We start from the raw sequence: 21,918 nt of genomic DNA, 5'->3' as shown, positions 1-21,918 counted from the left end.
CCCATGAAATTTACCTTATCCTGGTTAAAAGATCATTTGGAAACAACTGCTTCCCTATCTGAAATTGCGGACAAGCTCGTAACCTTAGGTTTGGAAGTCGAAAGCATTGACGATCCTGCTGAAAAGTATAAAGGATTTATTATTGCCACTGTTATCGAAGCTGATCGTCATCCCAATGCTGATCGCTTAAGCTTATGTTTTGCAGATGCCGGAACAGGAGAGCGCATCCAAGTTGTCTGTGGGGCATCTAACGTGCGACAAGGCATGAAAGTGGCATTTGCCCCTGTTGGTGTGACCATTCCAGCTACAGGAACTATTTTGAAAAAGGGCAAAATCCGGGATGTTGAAAGTCTAGGAATGTTCTGCTCTGCCACAGAATTAGAACTTGGCCAAGACGCCGATGGTATTCTAGATCTTGACCCCTCCCTCGTTCCAGGCACACCTTTAGCCGAAGCATTGGGGTTATCAGATCCTATTATTGATATTGCAATCACACCCAACCGTTCTGATTGTTTTGGTATTAGAGGTGTTGCACGAGATTTAGCAGCAAGCGGCATTGGTAAATTAAAACCTTTATCATATAAACCTACCAAAGGGGTATTCCCATGCCCAATACAAGTAAAAATTGAGGACAGCGAGGGATGTCAAGACTTTCAGTTCCAAGTCATTAAAGGAGTTCGAAATGGTCCTAGCCCTGATTGGATTCAAAGAAGACTTCGAGCTATAGGTTTGCGTCCCATTTCTGCCCTAGTTGATATGACCAACTATTTGACTTTTGATTTAGGAAGGCCTTTACACGTATTTGATTTGGCAAAAGTGAAGGGAAATCTAACCATTCGAAAAGCCAAAGCTGGCGAAACACTCGCCGCCCTTAATGGCAAAGACTATAGTCTTGAAAATGGAATGTGCATCATTTCTGATGATTCAGGCCCCATTTCGCTTGGCGGAATTATGGGAGGCGCAAGTACGGGATGTTTGGAAGACACGGTTGATGTTCTTATTGAATGTGGGGCATTTGATGCCATTCGCACAGCCAATACGGGTCGCGCCCTTTCCATCTTAAGCGATGCGCGAACACGTTTTGAAAGAGGTGTTGATTTTCATAGCATTCGGCCAGGATTAGATGCAGCCATAGATCTTGTTTTACAATGGTGCGGTGGAACAGTTAGTGAAGAAGGGGTGGCAAGTCATACTACACCACAGACACCTTCCCAATCTGTCCCCATTACTTTGACAAAAAGCAAATTAGCCTCTCTCAGTGGAATTAACATTCCTATGGAAGAAGCTAAAGGATATTTAGAATCCCTAGAATTTTCTATACTTTCTTCAAACGCCGAGCAAGTTACCGTTCACGCTCCAACTTACCGCTTAGATATTGAAGGTCCGGCTGATTTGGTGGAAGAAGTCTTACGACTCAAAGGTTATAATCATATAGTTGAAGAACCTTTACCTGCCACACATTTGAAAAGCCAAACAACTTCCATTCCGTTTGTTGCCAAACGAGTCTTAGCATCACGGGGGTTGAATGAAGTAATAACCTGGTCTTTTATGGAAGAAGCGTTAGCTGTTAAATTTGGGGGAGGTGACCCAACTCTACGACTATTAAATCCCATCAGTGTCGAATTGGGATACATGCGCCCCTCCATTATTCCAAATTTAATTCAAATCACTATTCGTAACCAAGATCGGGCTCAAGGGTCGATTGAATTATTTGAAGTGGGTCCTCAATATGAACTTGAAGGACAACGTCTTGTGGCAGCAGGTCTGTTAGCTGGACAAACAGGTCCCCGCCATTGGGAACAAACACCTCGAACTTTTAGTGTCTTCGATGCCAAAGCCCATGCTCTTGCCATCCTAAATACCTTGGGTATATCAGAATCTTCTCTCCAAATTGCGCCCACTGGACCGGAATATTATCATCCTGGACGTAAAGGCACCTTTAAACAAGGTAATCGAGTCCTCGCTATTTTCGGGGAAATTCATCCTTTACTGATTTCCCAGCTCTCCGGAGACGGTGTCTTTGTTGGTTTTGAAGTTTTTCTGGATCAACTTCCGCCGTTACGGATAAAGAAATCAACACTTCATCTTTCTCCTTATCAGCCAGTTACCCGTGATTTTGCTTTCGTTGTTGATGATACCATTTCCGCAGACCAGTTGGTTAAAGCCATTGGGAAAGTGGATCGAGACTTAATTTCAGCAATTCATATCTTTGATGTTTATAAGGGAGAAAAGCTAGAAAAGAACCAAAAGTCTTTAGCCATCCAAGTTCGCCTGGAACCGCAAACAGGCACTTTAACTGATGCGCAAATCACAGATGTCTGTGATAGGATTGTTGCAAATGTATCTAAGGCTACGGGTGGAGTGCTCAGAAAATCATGACAGACTTGTCAACCATTCGAAATTTTTCGATTATTGCCCACATCGACCACGGAAAATCTACACTAGCAGATCGCTTGATTGAATTTTGTGGCGGTTTAGAAATCCGAGAAATGAAACAGCAGATTCTCGACTCAATGGATATCGAGCGGGAACGCGGCATTACAATTAAAGCCCAAACTGTGCGTTTAAATTATAAGGCAAAAGATGGGATAATTTATACCCTGAACTTGATGGATACCCCCGGACACGTAGACTTTGCGTATGAGGTTAGTCGTTCTTTAGCCGCGTGTGAAGGTTCCCTTCTTATTGTGGATGCTAGTCAGGGCGTTGAAGCCCAAACTCTCGCGAACGTTTATCAAGCTATCGATAATAATCATGAAATTATACCCATTCTCAACAAAATTGACCTACCCGCAGCCGAACCCGAACGTGTTAAAGCCCAGATTGAAGATGTCATTGGAATTGATGCCAGTGATGCTCTTATGATTTCAGCCAAAACAGGGATTGGTATTGAAGATGTTCTTGAGGGCATCGTCACCCGCTTACCGGCTCCAAAAGGAGAAGTCAATGCTCCTCTAAAAGCCATGCTGGTTGATAGTTGGTATGATGCCTATCTCGGGGTAATGATCTTAGTCCGTATTAAAGACGGCATCCTTACCAAAGGGGCAAAAATTCGCATGATGGGTACCGGTGGAACCTATGAGGTTGAACGGGTTGGGGTCTTTACACCTAAGAAAGTACTTGTCGACAAACTTTTACCTGGAGAAGTTGGTTTTATAACGGCCAGCATCAAACATGTCGCTGATTGTAAGGTTGGGGACACCCTTACAGAAGAACGTCGTCCAACTCTAGACCCACTCCCTGGATTTAAACCTTCTGTACCTGTTGTTTTTTGCGGCTTGTTTCCTGTAGATGCTGCAGACTTTGACCATTTACGAGAAAGCTTAGGGCGTTTGCAACTTAATGATGCCAGCTTTCAATTTGAGGCAGAAAGCTCAACCGCTCTTGGGTATGGATTTCGATGTGGATTTCTGGGATTGCTCCATTTGGAAATTATTCAAGAACGTCTCGAAAGAGAATTTGATCTTGACCTTATCACTACCGCGCCGAGCGTTGTCTACCGCTTACATATGACAAATGGCACGATGAAAGAATTACATAATCCCTCCGATATGCCCGATATTATGAAAATTTCCATGATTGAAGAGCCCTGGATTCGCGCAACTATTTTGGTGCCAGATACTTACTTGGGGTCAATTCTTACCTTGTGCACAGAGCGTCGAGGAGAACAGATTGACCTTACCTATGCCGGAAATCGCGCCATGGTTGTCTATCGTTTGCCATTAAACGAAGTGGTTTTTGATTTTTATGATCGATTGAAATCCGTCAGCAAAGGCTATGCTTCCTTTGATTATCACCTTGATTGTTACCGCGAAAGTGACGTTGTTAAAGTTAGTATTTTGGTTAATGCAGAACCGGTTGATGCCTTATCCATGATCATTCATAGAGGTCGTGCCGAAGCAAGGGGTCGTGTTTTATGCGAACGCCTTAAAGAATTAATACCCAGACAATTGTTTAAAATTGCTATTCAAGCTGCCATTGGCGGAAAGGTTATTGCGCGAGAAACCATTTCCGCTATGCGTAAAGACGTTACCGCTAAGTGTTATGGTGGAGATATAAGCCGTAAGCGAAAACTGCTTGATAAACAGAAAAAAGGTAAAAAGCGCATGCGTCAATTCGGAAATGTCGAAATTCCTCAAAGTGCTTTTATTGCCGCCTTAAAGATGGGTGATGATTAATGAGTACTGGCATTCCTTTAAATGAGAACGAGCCATGTTAAATTTTCCTCAAATTGACCCTGTTGCTCTTCATCTCGGACCTGTTGCTGTGCATTGGTATGGTATTGCATACATTGTTAGTTTATTAGTGGGGTGGCAATATGCTATTTGGATCGCTAACCGCTTTTCCCCGACTATTACAAAGGCCCAAATTAATGACTTCATGCTATGGGCCCTTGGAGGTATTGTCATTGGGGGTCGGTTAGGACATATCCTATTTTTTGAATTTGACAAATATTTGGCCCACCCCCAAGAAATTTTTATGACGTGGAAAGGGGGCATGTCTTTTCATGGCGGTATGTTGGGAGTCACTATTGCCATCCTTGCTTATTGCTACAAAAACCATATTTCAAGTTTTCGATTTGCTGATATTTTGGCCGCTATTACGCCGCTTGGACTGGGGTTGGGTCGTATGGCTAATTTCGTCAATAGCGAATTATATGGACGGGTAACTGACGTCTCTTGGGGTATAATATTCCCAAACGGCGGTCCCTTCCCCCGCCATCCCAGCCAAATCTATGAAGCTTTTCTTGAAGGATTTATCCTTCTGATACTTATGCATATCAGTTGGCAAATCCCAGCAATTCGGAATGTTCCAGGACGCTTGACTGGGATTTTTTTATTAGGTTACGGTCTGGCCCGCACTTTTGTTGAATTTGTCCGCGAACCTGATACGTTCTATCCCTTATTTGGCATGGACTTTACGACCGGCCAAATTCTCTCGCTACCCATGATTATGGCCGGCATCATTTTTATATGGCAACCCATGAGATGTCGTGAAAAAGTATGATGTCCCTAGAAGATCGTCTTCGAAAAAAAATTGAGACAACAGGCCCCATAAGTATCGCTGACTTTATGACCATAGCTTTGTATGATCCACAAGATGGATATTACACAACAAAAATCCCCATCGGTGCCAAAGGTGACTACATAACAGCTCCCGAAATGACACAAGTATTTGGGGAAGTCATTGCAGGATGGCTCATCAATGTATGGCATAAGGCCGGGTCCCCCACCCCTTTTCATATTGTTGAGATAGGACCAGGTCGTGGTACTTTAATGCTTGATATTATACGTACAATGCAGTCCTTAAAGGTTCCCGTATCAGAAATGACTGTGCATTTGGTTGAAGTAAGCCCTCTTCTAAAAGACCTTCAGAAAACAATCCTGTCAGCTTATTCTGCCTCTATAAGTTGGCATGAAGACCTTTCCACCCTACCCCACACCCAAGGATTTTGCCTTATGGTTGCCAACGAATTTTGGGATGCGCTGCCCATACGTCAATATGTCAAAATTAACGAAGAATGGGTTGAAAGGTATGTCAGTTTTGAAAACAATAGACTATGTTTTATTCCCACAGGATCAACTATTGTAAAAGAAGTATGCCCGGCCATGCCTGAATGGGTCTCTAAAATAGCCATGCATATGAAGAACAACAAAGGAGCTGCCCTCTTTTTAGATTATGGCTATAACCAGCCCGATGCCACAGGCGATACATTACAAGCCTTGCAAAATCATCAAAGGCAATCCCCATTAATCAATGTAGGGAAATCTGATTTAACACATCATGTAGATTTTTTTAGACTCTTTTCTTTGTTTAAAAAAGCTGGATTAACCGTTCAAGAACCTATTTCCCAAGGGGATTTTTTAACAGCCATGGGCTTGGAAATGCGCACCGAATATTTATGTAAAAATGCGACACCAGAAACGCGCGGATCATTACGAACAGCCGCGGTACGGCTAACACACCCCTCACAAATGGGGAAATTATTTAAGGCTTTAACAGTTGCAAGTAATTAATCCATTCATCTAAATTTTATGTATATTAATTTCTCAAAATATATTACACTAATATTTATTTTATTTAGGTATTGTGTTTTATATTTTAATCACCACATTAAACGTAAATAAAAAATTTAAAAACGTAATTACACAAATTTATTTACTTTAAAGGATTAAAAATGAAATTCACTACACTCTTAAAATGTGGACTATTGGCAACTTGTTTAAGCGAGTACACTCTGGCGGCTCAAAACTTGACATATTCGCCTTTTTCTCTTTCGCAGGAACAATCAACAAAAATGATTCAGAGTCACCATCCAGAAGAATTTGGTGTCAATAAGATAGACCAAGGAGTAATTAAGGGTCATCGTGCGAACCTCGAACAGTATAATGGCAAAGTACCAGAAGATTTTTATGCTTCTCATGATCCAGCAATCGCTCCTCTATTTGCAAAATTCGAAGCATATCTTAAACAGTATGCGCACAGTAATCCTCATCATATATTTACGCGGCGTTTATTACGTGAAATGACGTACCAAAAAGAAGATCAACATATTAGCCCACTTTGGCTTTTGGGTATGCATCTCCGTTTTGCGGCCTCTATTAGCACCATAACTGACGATGAAAGGAGCTTATTTTCTCATGTTCCGTTTCCAAATCTCTTTTTTGGAATAACTGAAAATGATGCATGGAAGAATAGTTTATCTACCTATGTCAGTTTGGAGGGGTATCCAAACAAGGGGTTTGAATTACCTGATATGCACTGGTCTGTAAAGTTAAAAGCACCCATGATCGACTTATTTGCTGATCGTACGAAAAAATTACTCCCATCACCCATTCTTTATCCCCTTCCTGGCGAAGGAAAGCTTGGTGTTTCCTTGATGGTCGAATCTAATTTAAATGATGTGTACCCTGCTTGTTTTCCAACAACAACCAATAAGGGACATGGTATAAACTTTAGCCAATTTGGTTTTGGAATTCATGATATGCTTCATAAATATGCTGATCGCCGACACTATAATGTGGTAGAACATGTTCTCCGTCGGGCTGAAGTTCATGCAAACAATAATGGCAACACTTGGAAATTCGCAGAAATTTATCCCCCTGTCGCAGCTCAAAGATATCGAGTCATCATGAGTGGTTTAAAAAGCATTTACACTGATATGGTGACCAAATTACTGCCTCGAGATGGCAAAACAGCTTTTAATAGAGCGATGGTTGGTTTCTTCTGGAGCTTACATGAGGCCCCCAATTTTACTCCACACCTTTATAACATGAATGATTTTGGTAAAGTTTTAAAAACGATCACCGCATCTTCACATCATAACACAGTAGCGGTTGCGACTGATAACTTAGATTCTTGGGAATCGTCTTACGATCCTTTTGCAACTTCTCCTATTGATGGCACAACTAAACTGACTGATGCAGAAATTTTGGATCATCCCGTCATTAAATCCCTAACTATAGATCAGGCACAAGGGCATAAGTATGGATTTCAATATTATCCTTCACCACTCCTCACCACCGTCTATAGTGATGATAGCATTGTTTCAAAGACCGTTATCCGCAATTCTCGGTTCATTGATGTTGTTTTTAATATGTTAGACGGAGAGGAATTAGTATATTCCTTCCCAACCCTCTTCCACAAATGGACGAATCTAGACGATAACCTTGGATTATTGCAATATGGTGGCACAAATCTTACAAAACCAATTTTACCTAGTGATGAAAGTCAAAGAGATACAGCTAGATTGATAGCTCAAGATTTGTTGGAGCGTGTGAAATTACAAATTTCTGACCATGTTAAACATTTCCATGATGTCGCATCGTTTTTTTCAAAGGATGATTCAAGAGGAAGTAAAAGAAGTTTAGAAAATCGATTCTTTTATACTCACTTTAACCAAGAGCAGATGGTTGAAAATGCATTGAAACCCATTCCACCTGTTGCGCCTTCAGCTCCACCTGTTCCCGCACCTGTATTCGTAATAAGACACTCTAACGGAGACAAAGAGATCCAATTTCCAAATGGAGACATAGAAATGCAATTTGCTGATCAGAGTGGGCAAACAAATTTTGGCACAACAACTGGGGCTGTGTTATAACCACTTCTCGAAAAGCTAGAGTATTCACTAACCGAATCGTATCTATTCTGACAATTTGACCAAAATCTTTTTTAGATTGCAGGGAACTTCAGAAGAATAGATACGATCTTTTCATTTATGCATAGTTTTTATTTGCCTTTTTATGGTATGGATATCTTATAATATCAATCCTGACTACGATTAAAGGAGACAATTAATTATGACAGCCCTATTAGTCATCCATATTTTTATCACCTTAGCCATGATTGGCGTTATTTTAATGCAACGCAGCGAAGGGGGAGGTCTTGGTATGGGCGGCGGTGCCTCTAGCAGTATGTTCAGCGCACGGGGCACATCTAATCTTCTAACGCGCATAACCGGTATTTTAGCGGCGTTATTCATGGGCAATTGTTTGCTAATGGGCATTATTTCTAAACATCAAGTGAAAGAATCTAATTCCATTCTTGCGCCCATCAACAATCAAAAGAAATAGTTTTTCTGTTCGATTACTGATTTAGATTGTTGAAACGGGTCGAGTAGATTCAGGAAGAGCATTGGAATTTTTTTTCAAAGTTCAAATCCTCTTCCCCTTTTAGCGACGCAATGTAAATGTCTTTTTACTGAATCGTTATTTAATTTGGTATTATTAGAGGTTCCCTTTGACAAAGTTCATTTTTGTAACCGGTGGTGTTGTTTCTTCCTTAGGAAAAGGCATTGCCGCCTCTTCTTTGGGTGCCCTACTCCAAGCACGAGGTTACACCGTTCGCCTACGCAAGCTTGATCCTTATCTTAATGTTGATCCTGGCACCATGAGCCCCTTCCAGCATGGAGAAGTCTACGTCACAGCTGATGGAACGGAAACAGATTTGGATTTGGGTCACTATGAAAGATTTACAGGTGTTTCTTCACGAGCCAGTGACAGTACAACAACGGGGAAAATCTATTCTGCTGTCTTAGCGAAAGAACGTCGGGGAGATTACTTAGGGGCAACTATTCAAGTTGTTCCTCATATTATTGATGAAATCAAATCATTTATTACAGCTGATTTAACCAACGAAGACTTTGTCATTTGTGAAATTGGGGGAACGGTTGGCGACATTGAAAGTCTGCCATTTTTAGAAGCCATTCGGCAACTTAGTAATGATAGGGGACGAGATAATACACTTTTTGTGCATTTGACTTTGATTCCTTATATTGCTGCGGCAGGAGAATTAAAAACCAAGCCGACACAACACTCTGTAAAAGAACTCTTAAGCTTTGGTATTCAACCAGACATTTTGTTATGTCGCGCAGATCGACCCATCCCAAAAGATGCAAAACAAAAACTTGGACTATTTTGTAACGTGCGCCCCGAACGGGTTATTGAAGCGAAAGATATCGACACCATCTATCAGGTTCCCATTAGTTATCATAATGAAGGCCTTGATTTTCAAGTTTGTCGTTATTTTGGCATTGAAGGTGAAAAGGAAGTTGACCTCTCAAAATGGCACAATGTTGTTGAGAGGATCCACCATCCTGATGGTCAAGTTGATATTGCTATCGTTGGAAAATATATTCAATTGCTGGATGCCTACAAGTCACTGTCGGAAGCCTTTGTGCATGCCGGAATAGCCAATAATATGAAGGTGAATCTTCATTGGTTTGATGCAGAAAATACAAATAATCTTGATGGTGATCTTGTCGGAATGCACGGCATTCTTGTTCCAGGGGGATTTGGGGAAAGAGGGATTGACGGAAAACTCAAAGCCATCCAAATTGCACGAGAGAAAAAAATTCCGTATTTGGGCATCTGCTTTGGAATGCAGCTCGCTGTCATTGAAGCCGCTCGGAATTTATTAGGTCTTAAAGAGGCTTCCTCAACAGAGTTTGGGCAAACATCTACACCCCTCATTGGAATGATGACTGAGTGGATGGATGGGAAAACCCTTCAGAAACGATCCCAAGAAGGTGATCTTGGGGGCACAATGCGGTTAGGTTCCTATATTTGCAAACTTCAAGAAGGATCTCTCGCTCACAAAATATATGGGGAATCTTCCATTGAAGAACGACATCGTCATCGATATGAAGTGAATATGACCTATCGAGATCGTTTAAAAAGTGTGGGCCTTATTATGTCAGGTTTATCCCCTGACGAACAATTACCAGAAATTGTTGAGCGACAAGACCATCCGTGGTTTGTCGGCGTACAGTTTCATCCGGAGTTGAAATCGCGCCCATTTGATCCTCACCCTCTATTTGTCTCTTTTATTGCCGCAGCTGTCCAACAAGAAAGGTTAGTTTAACATGAATAAGAACCTAAAAATTCACAATATTAACATGGGAAATGATCTCCCCTTCGTGCTGATTGCAGGACCATGCGTCTTGGAAAGTCGCACCCATGCCTTAGAAATGTCTGCTGCCATCAAAGAAATTACCGATAAACTGAACATACCCTTCATATACAAAACATCCTTTGATAAAGCAAACCGAACAAGCATTAATGGTGTTCGCGGCGTAGGCTTGAAAGAAAGTATGCCCATATTAGCTGAAATTCGTGAAAAAATGGGATGCCCAATCGTTACAGATGTTCATTCAAGTGAACAATGCAGTCCCGTAGCAGAAGTCGCCGATATTTTACAAATTCCTGCTTTCTTATGCCGACAAACTGACTTATTAAAGGCCGCCGCGGAAACGGGCAAAGCCATTAATATTAAAAAAGGCCAGTTTTTGGCTCCTTGGGACATGGCCAACGTCGTCAAAAAAATGGAATCTTTTGGAAACCAACAACTGATGTTATGTGAACGAGGCGCTTCATTCGGATACAACACGCTCGTATCTGACATGCGCTCCCTTCCTATAATGGCCCGATTTGGCTATCCTATCGTGTTTGATGCCACCCACTCAGTTCAACAACCTGGCGGAGCTGGCGCCTCAACCGGGGGAGAAAGGCAATTCGTTCCTATTCTTGCAAGAGCCGCTGTTTCAGTAGGTGTAGCTGCAGTCTTCATTGAAACTCACCAGGACCCAGACAATGCCCCCAGTGATGGCCCCAATATGGTCCGTTTAAAAGATCTCCCTCAACTCTTGCTAGAGCTAAAAGAATTTGACCGTCTCTCTAAGACTTACCCATGTGCTGCTTGATTCGAGAACTTTTAACAATAAGGTAAATACCATGACCCAGATTCATAATATTTTTGCCCGAGAAATTTTAGATTCGAGGGGTTTTCCCACCGTTGAAGTCGACGTTGAGCTATCTTCAGGTGCCATGGGAAGAGCCGCAGTTCCGTCCGGCGCGTCAACAGGTTCTTTCGAAGCCTTAGAACGTCGAGATAAAGATGCATCCCGGTATAATGGCAAAGGTGTCTTAGAAGCTATTGAAGCGATTAATCAAGAAATTTTTGCGGCCTTAGAAGGATTAAATTCTTTGGATCAACGACACATTGACCAAGTTTTGATTGAATTAGATGGTATGAAAAACAAATCAAACCTTGGCGCCAATGCCATTCTGGGTGTAAGTTTAGCGGTTGCCAAAGCTGCAGCTGAAGCCCAACAATTATCCTTGTACAAATATTTAGGAGGGGTGGATGCTCACCTTCTCCCCGTTCCCATGATGAATATTATCAATGGCGGCGCTCATGCAGACAATCCCGTCGATATTCAAGAGTTTATGATTGTCCCCGCCGGAGCCGTATCATTTCAAGAAGCTGTACGATTTGGTTCAGAAGTCTTTCACTGTTTAAAGGCGTTACTTAAAAAAGCAGGACATAATACAAATGTTGGGGATGAAGGCGGCCTTGCGCCAGCATTGAGAAGCAGTACTGAGGCTTTAGATTTTATTATGGAAGCTATCGAATCTGCCGGCTACACGGCTGGTGAAGATATTTTTATAGCCCTAGATGTTGCCGCTACAGAGTTTTATCAAAATAAGCAGTACACCATGGTGGGAGAGGGAAAAACTTTTACCTCCGATCAAATGATTGAATATTATGAGCAATTAATCAATGAATATCCAATAATATCCATTGAAGACGGGTTATCAGAAGATGATTGGACCGGGTGGGTAAATCTTACTAACGCTCTTGGAAAACGCATTCAGCTTGTTGGGGATGATCTATTTGTTACCAATCCTGAACGTCTTAAAAAGGGTATTGAATTAGGGGCTGGGAATGCCATCTTGATTAAACTCAACCAAATTGGCACCTTAAGCGAAACCCTAGATGCCATTCGTATTGCCAAAGAAGCTGGCTATAAGACTATCATTTCGCACCGTTCCGGAGAAACAGAAGACACAACCATTGCCGATCTTGCCGTAGCCACGAATGCAGGACAAATTAAAACGGGATCCCTATCCCGCTCTGATCGAGTGGCAAAATACAATCAACTTATGCGTATTGAACAAGAGCTTCTTACCCAAAGCCGCTACGCGGGCAAAGAAATTTTTGAACCCTGGCTATCAGCACAACATTCATTAAAAATTCCCTCAAGAAAGAAATAGGAGTTCTCATATGGGATTAACAAGTCGTCTTAATCATATTCTAGGGCCCCTTATTGCCCTTCTTTTGATGATTTATTTTGGTTATCACATTGTTCAAGGAGAACGCGGTCTTTTCTCGTGGATGCGGCTTAGGCAAAAAATTTCTGAATCCGAACAACAGCTTGCAGAAATTCAGTCTGAAAAGGAGACCCTAGAGCGACGCGTTCACCTTCTGCGACCTAATAGTGTTGATCAAGACATGCTCGAACAGCGTGCACGAGAGGTATTAAATCATGGTCACTCGGATGAAGTTGTCATTTATGATGAAGAACTCAACAGCACGTTTGAAACTGAAAGTACAAAGAAATAACTGTGGCGAAATTTCCCTTCAAAGCTTCGCTTAATTGGCTATTCTGAAACTGTAAGAGCATAACTTCCAGGGGCCTCCTCAAGAATTTGATTCTCATCAATAGGGCGAGCAGGAATTGTCCCTTCCCCATATGTATCTAGCCATTGTCGCCACTCATTCCACCAAGAACCTTCATGCTTTTGAGCTCCTTTTAACCAATCGTCCGCCTCACTTGGTAAATCTTTCGATGTCCAATAAAAGTACTTTTTTCGACTGGGGTGATTAATGACACTCGCGACATGGCCGGAAGTGCTTAATAGGAATTTTTTCGAAGTTGAATGAACCATTTGAGTAATAGGATAAGCAGAACGCCACGGAGCAATATGATCTTCATGGGCAGCCATAACAAACAATGGCGTCGTAATGGTTTCAAAATGAATGGGGACACCCTCTATGTCGATACTTCCGGGAGACATAAGACCATTTTGGACAACCACCTGGCGCAGGTACGTCATATGCATTTTTGCCGGCATCCTTAACGCATCACAATTCCAATACAACATATCAAAGGGAAAAGGCTCACGACCCAGAAGATAATTATTGACGTAAGAAGACCAAATGAGATCATTTGCCCGTAGCAATGTAAAGGCCTGAACCATGTACTTTCCTTCTAGAAAACCTTTTTTATAGACATGTTCTTCGAGCTTACGCTGCTGGTGTTCACACCGATAAATTCCCATTTCATCGGCTTTGCTAAAGTCAAATGGAGAAACCAACAAGGTTGCACTGGCAATGGGATTTTTCTTCTTCGCTTTTAAATAGACCATCAAAAAACTTAAGAGTGTCCCGCCATTGCAATAACCTAAGACATTTATTTTTTTCTCTGCTGTCACTTTACAGACTTGATTAATCGCTTCCCCAACGCCCTTTAGGGTATAATCTGACAAGGTCTTGTTTGCATGTTTTTTATCCGGATTTACCCAAGATATAATAAATACGGTGAGTCCAGACTCCACGGCCCAACGTACGAATGAATTTTCCGCCCTTAAATCGAATATGTAATACTTATTAATCCAGGGAGGTATAATTAAAAGTGGTCTTTTAGCAACTCTCTTGGTTAAAGGTTCATACTGAATGAGTTGAAATAAGTCATTTTGATAAACGACTTTTCCAGGCGTTGTGGCAATTGTTTTACCTAATTGAAATGCTTTCATATCTGTCATGCGGGTATGCCATTGACCGCTCCCCATATCTTCCAAATATTTTTGAAAGCCCATAGCCAGATTCTTACCCGAAGATGCCAGTGTCTCTTGTAAAACTGTCGGATTTGTTAAAGGAAAGTTTGTTGGAGACAACGCATCACATACATGAGATGTGTAAAACTTCAACTTTTGTTGAGTGATAGGATCTAATCCTTCTATCGAACTGACAAGCTTCTTCAAATACTTAGCATTAAGGAGATAGGCTTGCTGGAGAAGTGAAAAAAATGGGTTATCAATCCAGGCGGGGTCTTGAAAGCGCTTATCATTTAAATCGGGCTCTAAAGATATTTTTGTCATTTTACCTTGAAGCCCACCCATTGTCGTTTTAAGGAGTTGCTCAAAATCTTTTAAGTATTGATTACGTAATTTTTCAAATTTTTCTGGCTTTTCTGCCATTTTCTGGAAAGCTATATGAAAAGTTTGCATCATGACTTCTGGATCAAAAACAGCATTACCTATTGTTGCGAACGAAGGCATACCAAACATTTTAACGCTCTGTGCCAATGCCTTTTTATTAGCATCCTGAACCATTTCCCATAAATCATTCCATGGTGAACCCTTAGGAGGATCAATTTTATCGAGAAAGGAGTCCCCGGTAAAATTTTTCATATTTTGAACAGTTGCTTTTTGGCAAAGTGTCGTAAACGTGGTTGCCATTTTTTGCCAAGCTTTAGCGTCTCCTGGAATATTCATAAAATCATCAGAATCAGAATAATTTTTTGAATTTTTTTTCATTCCCTCAACCTTGGTAAATAAGCAGCCATACCTATAAAATAATGACTAAATATTAATAAAAACTTAAATAAGTGCTTGTTAATTTTCACAATTGGACCATGGAATTTGTTAAAGTTAAAAATGTCTTGCTTATTCATAGCGTTAAAAAAAGGGAGCCCGTTGGCTCCCTCTTTTTTTATCTTCACCAATTAAAAGTGTGGCGATTTTTATTAACCTACCTTTGCAGGTTTATTATAGATATTTTCAAAAGAATCTCTAACAAATTCAATTGCTTGAGTTGCTTCTGGCAATATATCGAAATATTGAGCGAAGACATGGATTGTTTTGGGAATGACTTTATGATCTACATATATTCCCAGTGATTTTAAACGCTTGGCAAATGCTGTGCCTTCTTCAGTTAAGGGATCACATTCAGCATTCACAAGTATCACAGGGGGAAACTTAGAGAGATCCTCATCGATTGCCAGAATGGGCGATACTGTAGGATCTTTAGCCAATTCTTGATTATGATTTGTATAATTGTTGACGTAGGCATTAATACTGTCACGTGTCAAAAAATAACCATTTGAGTATGGGTTGGCTGTTTTTTCAGGAATGCGTAAATCTAAAGCAGGGTAAAAAAGAATAACACCATCGGGGGTACGCTTTTTCTCCTTGATAAATTTTATAACAAGGCCAGAAGTAATATTTCCCCCGCCACTATCCCCAGCAATAAAGACTTTTTTGTTTGTTGCGTGTTTTTCTACGAACCATTTATACGCAGCTTCTGCGTCTTCAAGTCCAGCTGGATAAGGATGTTCAGGGGATAAGCGATAATCAACTGCTAAAACCGTTGCTTTTGTTGCCTCACTTAACTTACGGCATAAAGTATCGTGCGTTTCCAAATTTCCGCGTGACCATCCACCTCCATGAATAAAGAGAATGAACCGCTCACTATCTGTTCCTTTATAGAGACGAACGGGAACTTCGTGAGTATTATCTTTTCCTGGGATTTTTAAATCGGTCGTTTCAATGTTTGGTTTGATTTTTGCAAACTCATTGCCCAAAAGCTCATAAGCTAACCTGCCCGCAATTTGCGGGTTTTTCTTCATTTCTTCTGCCGTAAACTTACTTTCCGCTATTCCTGCAAAAGAAGGGACAACATGAAGAAATACGTTCGTCGCGCAGGAAAGCGCGGGATTAATTACAAAGGTCTTATCATGAACTTTGTATTGAGGGGGTAGATTACATTCTTGAATGGTCGTCACTCCTAATACAGGGTTAATAAATGTAAAAACATACAATGATACAAATTTTATAATTTTTTTTAATTGATTTATCATTTTTTAATACCTCTAAACAAATTCATTAAAGTCCGCCGTAGACCGCACACCAATATGATCAAAATTTTCATCCAACCATTTCTCTGCCGTTTCACGACCTTTTTCAAATAGAAATTGAAAGAAATCCCAATCAGAATTTAATGCACTTGTATGATCTAAATCCGCAAAGACTTGAGGATTTTCAATAAGATGCATATTTATTTTCTTTATCTTAGTGGCATCGGCAATCCCTTCGTCTATAAGCTTTGTCACAAAGGAAATAGCGCGAATTTCTCTAGCTAAAGTATTAATTAAGCTTAATTCTGTCATTCTCCAGTGAATTTCATCAACCGTTTTTGGTGTCATATGTCTGTACTGAGGAGTCAGCAAAAGCACCATAATATCGGGCGTTTGGCAATTATAAATGAGAGGGAATATAGCTGGATTTCCAATAAATCCACCATCCCAATAATCATCACCCTCAATATTAACCGCCTGAAATAATGTTGGTAAGCATGCTGTGGCTAAAACGGCTTCCAATGTAATTTCGTCCCCACTAAAAATTTTTAATTTTGATGTTCTCACATTGGTTGCGCATAAAAAGACTTTTAATTCCTCAAATGATGCAATTTTTTTAAAGTTAAACAGCTCCTTGATCAGATCCTGCAACATATTTTGGTTTTTAGGATTCCACTCATAGGGAGACATATTCTTTGAGATCATTCCCATGAGAGAAAATATTGGATTCGTCGCAATTCCATACCCGCCTTTGAATTTATCTAAAGGCGTCGGGACCATGCCTATTTTTTTGGATTTTTCACTTAAGATTTTCCAGTAGCGGAATAGACTTTTACGAGCCCCCTTTTTTCCACCTTCAGCCATACCTTGAGCCAAAGCAAGGCAATTCATGCCTCCTGCACTCGTTCCACTTACACCTTCAATATCTAATCGGCCATCTTCAAGGATATAATCTAAAACACCCCAGGTAAAAGCGCCGTGAGCACCGCCCCCCTGCATTCCAATAGCAATTTTTTTATTTTTGGATGCAGCATCTTTAGACATCATACTTTTCCCTTCAATTCTGAGACAGAGAAATGATCTTTCTCATCGGCCCATAGTTTATAACCTGAAGTCTAGATTATATGAAATTTCTTAATATTCCTTTAAAGTTGGGGGTTATCTTCAGTTAAATGAGAAGTGATATGGGATAATTTGATTAATCTGCCGCACAAAATGACAGTAAAGCTAAAATATATTAAAATTTGCCCGACTGGGAGCATTTAACTTAATTACATAACAAACCACCATTGATATTGAGTGTTTCTCCCGTTATGTAACTTGCATGATCATCGGCTAAAAATAGAACTGCACGCGCAATCTCTTCGGCTTGTCCAAGACGGCCAAGGGGAATGGTATTAATAATTTGTTCTAAGACGGGTTCACTAACGGCACGAACCATATCGGTGTCGATATAGCCGGGAGCTATAACATTAGCCGTAATCCCCTTTTTTGCATTTTCGAGCGCTATCGCTTTGGTAAAACCAATAATACCTGCTTTTGAAGCACAATAATTAGCTTGTCCAATTTGTCCTTTCAATGCATTCACGGACGAAATATTGATAATACGCCCAAATCCACGTTCGCGCATAGATTCAATGACACACCTGGTCATATTGAAGCAGGATGTCAAATTTGTATTAATAACATGGTTCCAGTGATCTGAACTTTGGCGGTGTAAAACACCGTCCCGAGTGATACCTCCATTATTAATTAAAACATCAATAGGCCCATGATCTCTAATGACGGCATCTATTCCTTTTTGGCAAGCTTCAAAATTGCTGATATCCCATTGATAAACTGGGATTTTAGTCGTTTCTTCAAACTTTTTGGCAACTTCCATTTTACTATGATAGGTGACAATAACTTTGTAGCCCTTGTCTTTTAATGCTAATGCAATGGGAGCCCCAATTCCCCTTGTTCCCCCCGTAACCAAAGCAACTTTTGTCATTTCGCATTTCCTTTACAAGTATTCGTTAAAATATTTCATTAAAATTTATAAGTGATACCCAAAGTAAAGCGATTTGCTTTACCAATAAAATTACCTACTGCTTTTCGCTTTGCGTACTCATATTCAATTCCGACATCTAACGGCGGTACGGGCGAATAAATTAGGTTAAGATAAAGTTGATCATAAGATTTTGTTACGCGCGTAGCCCCTGCAAACATGGGGACAAATTTTGAAACGTAAATTTTGGTATAAGCATATATAATATTGGAACGAAATAATTCATTCCAGTAATGTTCAAACCCCAGAATAGCATTTGTTGCTTTTTGAGGATCTAGCACTCGAGATTGACTATTGTACTGCGAGGACTGACCATTAATGATTGGGATATATCTTCCAATACCATTGCCAAAGTTAAACTGTGCAAATAAGTTAGATTTATGATAAACAAACAATTTCCCCGAAGTACCAACCCCCCACCCATTCTTTCTAGCTATAAAGGGTTGAGATGAAGAATAGTCTTTTATTCTTAATTGACGTGCTACGCCTCTTAAAGACACATGACCAAAATTATCTTCATGTTTTAAGTGGACCGTTAATTCGGGTAAGCTCGTCGCTGAACTGACTGCACTTAAATTTCCTTGCGGATCTGTATAATCCAAGGCGCTGCGTTCCAAAGCCACATTTAAAGACGTTTTGGGATTGAGAGGAAAGCTATATTTAACTAAGCCATGACGAAATGATATACCTAAGACACTTCCATAATCGACTGTTTCCCCAACAGCATCTAAATCTAGGAAATTACTTGTTGTTTGACCGACGGTCCATCTTCCAATCTCTATATAAGCAAAACGAAGACGAGGCTGATAAGCAGGATTGTTTGGAATCGCAACAGCACTGTCTCCCCAAAAATCTAAACTGAACTCAGTTTTAATATCCCCAATATTTGTGTGAGATAAAGTTTTAAAACCAAATTGCGTGGCACGCCCTTGAGCTGTAAATCTATTTTTTCTCAAATTCGCCACATCACCCATCAGCGGCAATGCAGGGGGATACATGTAGTCTGCTGTATAAGAGCTGGCATCATAAGCAATTGCAATATTGGGATTAAAAATGAGTCTAATGGCACTATTTGAATTGGGAATAGGTATATAGCTAGCAGGCCAGTCAGATTGTGTTTCATAAACTTTATGTTCTGGCTCTTTAGAATTAAGCCGCTTCTCTAAGATAAGAATTTTTTGATTGTTTTTTGCAACTTCTCGCTTCAATTCGCTTAATTCCCGTAAATTGGAAGCAGAATTTTCTCTCTTACCACCTTGGATAGGTGAGATAGTTACAAGAGTAACGGCAAAAAAAAGAACTGTGGGGTAATAGGATAGATTCAAGATTCAACCTTATTAAAAATAACTAAATTTAAATAATTTTTATCTTTATTGTTAACTATGTCAAGCTTTAGGTAAAGGCAGAGACAGGGGCAGAGACAAAGATAACAAAGATGAATACCCTTAAGACTTAGCAGATCTCTCACTTAACAGAATGAATTCATAACGTTAAAAAAATAAAGTGAACGTACTGTAAAACTTTTTATTGAGAAGAGAAAAATTAATTTTTAAGTCTTATAAAAAGGCCACATTTTTTAATACATTATTAATAATTGCTAATTATCCTAGAATGAGAGCAACAAATTACAAAGGTCGTCTCATGGCAAATAAATCCAAAAAAAATTCTGGTTTTTCTGATTTTACAGATACTTCAGGAATATCTGATGAATGGCAGAACATATCAGCGCAATTTATGAATCTTTTGCAACAGACTGTGACGGAAAACTCAAAAGCCTTTGGCGAAACATTATCTGCTGATACAAAAGCAACGCATACATCCGCCGAATGGAAAACATTCTGGAATAAGGTTTTTGAAGAAACCCAAAATACAATTAACAAAAATTTGAAAGATCTTGGCACACCTGCCGCAAAACAAAAAATTCCGACAAATCAGGAACAATGGAAAGAATTTTGGGAAAATATTGCAAATGAAACGAAAAAAAATATGACTAAGCATAGTCGTAATTTGAGTGAATCTGCATTTCCGAATATGGGGGATATGTCTCTTGATTCAAAATTTATTAAGGGCGTCTTCCAAAAAAACAAAGAAAAATGCAAAAAACTTGAAGAACTACAAGCTCAATATTTAAAAGAATATAGCAAATTATTTCACTCAACCATTAAGACCTTTCAAGAAACGATGATGAAAGGCTTTGAAAATGTTGAGTCAAAAGGTAATGACTTTAATCAAGCTTCGTGGGGGAAAAATCCTTACGCTTACATCGCAAAACAAGCATACCTCATGAATCTAAAATTCTTTAAGGATGTAATGAAATCATAAGAAGACAAGCTTCCAACTTGTTTAAAAATTAAGGGAGGTCAGCAAAAGCTGACCTCCCTTATAACATTTAGGTTGACTCACTTCATTGGTATTTTTGTAAAATATTTACCGCTTAATTCCTTGTCCTGGCCCAAGAGTTGTTAAAGTTTGTGGAGTGGCAAACATTCTTTTTGCAAGGGCTGTTACTTGATCCATTGTTACTGCATCAACTTTCTTTAAAATTTCATGGGGAGGAATGGGGCGACCATAAATCATCATATGATTTGCCAATTGCTCACAGCGGGATGTGGTGCTCTCCAAACTCATCATCAACCCCGCTTTCAACTGGGCCTTTGCACGATTTATTTCAGAGAGCTCCAGCGTCCCGGCAAATCGGTCCAGTTCTTGTGTAACAACGGGTAACAATTCTGCCACTTGTTGAGGACTTGTCCCTGCATATATGCCAAAAATACCCGTATCGCGATAACTTGAAGAAAAAGAATAAATCGTATAAACGAGCCCCCGCTTTTCTCGAACTTCTTGGAAAAGACGGGAAGACATCCCCCCACCCAAAACTGTTGAGAGGATTGAAGCTGCATAATAATCGGGATCTCCGAATGGAAGACCCTTCATTCCTAGGATAATATGAGTTTGCTCCAGATCACGCTCTTGATGAAATGTGCCCCCTGTATAAACAGCTGTAGCGCCTTCCTTAGGACAATCAAGTGGCAAAGCTGAAAATTTCTCACCAACCCAATCAACCATCTCCTGGTGTTCCAACTTTCCAGCAGCCGCAAAGACCATTTGCTGGGCTCCATAATGATCTTTCATGTAAGTTTTAACCTGATTGGGAGTCAAAGAACGAACAATCTCAGCCGTTCCTAAAATAGCACGCCCCATGGGTTGCTCTGGAAAGCACGTGTGCTGAAAGTAGTCAAAAATGATATCATCAGGTGTGTCATATGTCTGGCCAATTTCTTGGATAATGACAGATTGTTCTCGCGCAAATTCAGTTGCATCAAACGTAGAATTTTGCAAAATATCAGCTAGAATATCAATAGCCAAAGGCACATTTTCTTTTAAAATACGTGCATGATACGCCGTTGCTTCTCGCGAAGTATAAGCATTCAAATATCCACCAACAGCTTCAATTTCTTCCGCAATTTCAAGGGCTGAACGTCGAGTTGTCCCTTTAAACGCCATATGCTCAAGAACGTGGGAGATGCCATTAATCGGCGCGGGTTCATGGCGGGCCCCTACCTCAACCCACAATCCACAAGTTACAGTCTCCACATGAGGAATTGAACTTGTCACAACACGCAAACCATTGTCTAACGTTGTAATAGATGGGGTATTCTGTTGAATGGTCATG

The 21,918-nt window shown here is 40.3% G+C and carries 17 protein-coding genes; 11 read left to right on the top strand and 6 right to left on the bottom strand.

From position 1 onward, the window contains the following. Positions 1 to 3: 3 nt before the first annotated feature. From FJX03_01305 to FJX03_01260, 10 genes are all read left to right on the top strand, one after another. Complete coding sequence (locus tag FJX03_01305; GenBank protein MBM3632333.1) at positions 4 to 2,379, top strand: phenylalanine--tRNA ligase subunit beta; 2,376 nt, start codon at positions 4 to 6, stop codon at positions 2,377 to 2,379. Further along, on the top strand, positions 2,376 to 4,178 hold the full coding sequence (gene lepA, locus FJX03_01300; protein ID MBM3632332.1) for an elongation factor 4: 1,803 nt from the start codon (positions 2,376 to 2,378) through the stop codon (positions 4,176 to 4,178). Before FJX03_01305 ends, lepA begins: the two co-directional genes overlap by 4 nt. A 34-nt stretch (positions 4,179 to 4,212) precedes the next feature. After that, entirely contained in the window at positions 4,213 to 5,007 is a 795-nt protein-coding gene (locus FJX03_01295; protein MBM3632331.1) for a prolipoprotein diacylglyceryl transferase, read from the top strand. Then, positions 5,004 to 6,017 carry a class I SAM-dependent methyltransferase gene (locus tag FJX03_01290; protein ID MBM3632330.1) on the top strand — a complete coding sequence of 338 codons (1,014 nt, stop codon included), beginning with the start codon at positions 5,004 to 5,006 and terminating at the stop codon, positions 6,015 to 6,017. The genes FJX03_01295 and FJX03_01290 overlap by 4 nt, the downstream gene beginning before the upstream one ends. Positions 6,018 to 6,178: 161 nt before the next feature. Further along, complete coding sequence (locus tag FJX03_01285) at positions 6,179 to 8,101, top strand: hypothetical protein (GenBank protein ID MBM3632329.1); 1,923 nt, start codon at positions 6,179 to 6,181, stop codon at positions 8,099 to 8,101. Between the two features lie 199 nt (positions 8,102 to 8,300). Next, positions 8,301 to 8,573, top strand: a complete 273-nt coding sequence (gene secG / locus FJX03_01280; GenBank protein ID MBM3632328.1) for a preprotein translocase subunit SecG — start codon at positions 8,301 to 8,303, stop codon at positions 8,571 to 8,573. A gap of 166 nt (positions 8,574 to 8,739) precedes the next feature. Then, positions 8,740 to 10,362 (top strand): CTP synthase, encoded by a 1,623-nt coding sequence (locus FJX03_01275; protein ID MBM3632327.1) that lies wholly within the window; start codon positions 8,740 to 8,742, stop codon positions 10,360 to 10,362. A gap of 1 nt (position 10,363) precedes the next feature. Then, a complete protein-coding gene (locus tag FJX03_01270; protein MBM3632326.1) occupies positions 10,364 to 11,200 on the top strand; it encodes a 3-deoxy-8-phosphooctulonate synthase in 837 nt (278 codons plus the stop codon). Positions 11,201 to 11,231: 31 nt separating this feature from the next. Beyond that, positions 11,232 to 12,554, top strand: a complete 1,323-nt coding sequence (locus FJX03_01265; protein MBM3632325.1) for a phosphopyruvate hydratase — start codon at positions 11,232 to 11,234, stop codon at positions 12,552 to 12,554. Positions 12,555 to 12,564: 10 nt separating this feature from the next. Beyond that, positions 12,565 to 12,903: a septum formation initiator family protein gene (locus FJX03_01260; protein ID MBM3632324.1), complete on the top strand. Its 339-nt coding sequence runs from the start codon at positions 12,565 to 12,567 to the stop codon at positions 12,901 to 12,903. Between the two features lie 38 nt (positions 12,904 to 12,941). On the opposite strand, the gene phaC is transcribed toward FJX03_01260, so the two are convergent. The 5 genes from phaC to FJX03_01235 form a co-directional block, all read right to left on the bottom strand. Then, positions 12,942 to 14,879 carry a class I poly(R)-hydroxyalkanoic acid synthase gene (gene phaC / locus FJX03_01255; GenBank protein MBM3632323.1) on the bottom strand — a complete coding sequence of 646 codons (1,938 nt, stop codon included), beginning with the start codon at positions 14,877 to 14,879 and terminating at the stop codon, positions 12,942 to 12,944. Between the two features lie 209 nt (positions 14,880 to 15,088). After that, a complete protein-coding gene (locus FJX03_01250) occupies positions 15,089 to 16,201 on the bottom strand; it encodes an alpha/beta hydrolase (protein ID MBM3632322.1) in 1,113 nt (370 codons plus the stop codon). A gap of 12 nt (positions 16,202 to 16,213) precedes the next feature. After that, positions 16,214 to 17,245, bottom strand: coding sequence for a patatin-like phospholipase family protein (locus tag FJX03_01245; GenBank protein ID MBM3632321.1), 1,032 nt, complete (start codon positions 17,243 to 17,245; stop codon positions 16,214 to 16,216). Between the two features lie 220 nt (positions 17,246 to 17,465). Next, on the bottom strand, positions 17,466 to 18,188 hold the full coding sequence (gene phbB, locus FJX03_01240) for an acetoacetyl-CoA reductase (protein MBM3632320.1): 723 nt from the start codon (positions 18,186 to 18,188) through the stop codon (positions 17,466 to 17,468). Between the two features lie 38 nt (positions 18,189 to 18,226). Continuing rightward, positions 18,227 to 19,570, bottom strand: coding sequence for a hypothetical protein (locus FJX03_01235; GenBank protein MBM3632319.1), 1,344 nt, complete (start codon positions 19,568 to 19,570; stop codon positions 18,227 to 18,229). Between the two features lie 202 nt (positions 19,571 to 19,772). On the opposite strand from FJX03_01235, the gene FJX03_01230 reads away from it, so the two are divergent. After that, a complete protein-coding gene (locus FJX03_01230; GenBank protein MBM3632318.1) occupies positions 19,773 to 20,567 on the top strand; it encodes a hypothetical protein in 795 nt (264 codons plus the stop codon). A gap of 105 nt (positions 20,568 to 20,672) precedes the next feature. On the opposite strand, the gene FJX03_01225 is transcribed toward FJX03_01230, so the two are convergent. Next, complete coding sequence (locus tag FJX03_01225) at positions 20,673 to 21,917, bottom strand: insulinase family protein (GenBank protein MBM3632317.1); 1,245 nt, start codon at positions 21,915 to 21,917, stop codon at positions 20,673 to 20,675. Position 21,918: the final 1 nt, after the last annotated feature.

This window comes from Alphaproteobacteria bacterium, from assembly GCA_016870095.1.
In the GTDB taxonomy this organism is placed as follows: Bacteria; Pseudomonadota; Alphaproteobacteria; order Paracaedibacterales; family VGCI01; genus VGCI01.
Note: the sequence above shows the minus strand (reverse complement) of the source record. Positions and strands in the feature narration are given on the sequence as shown.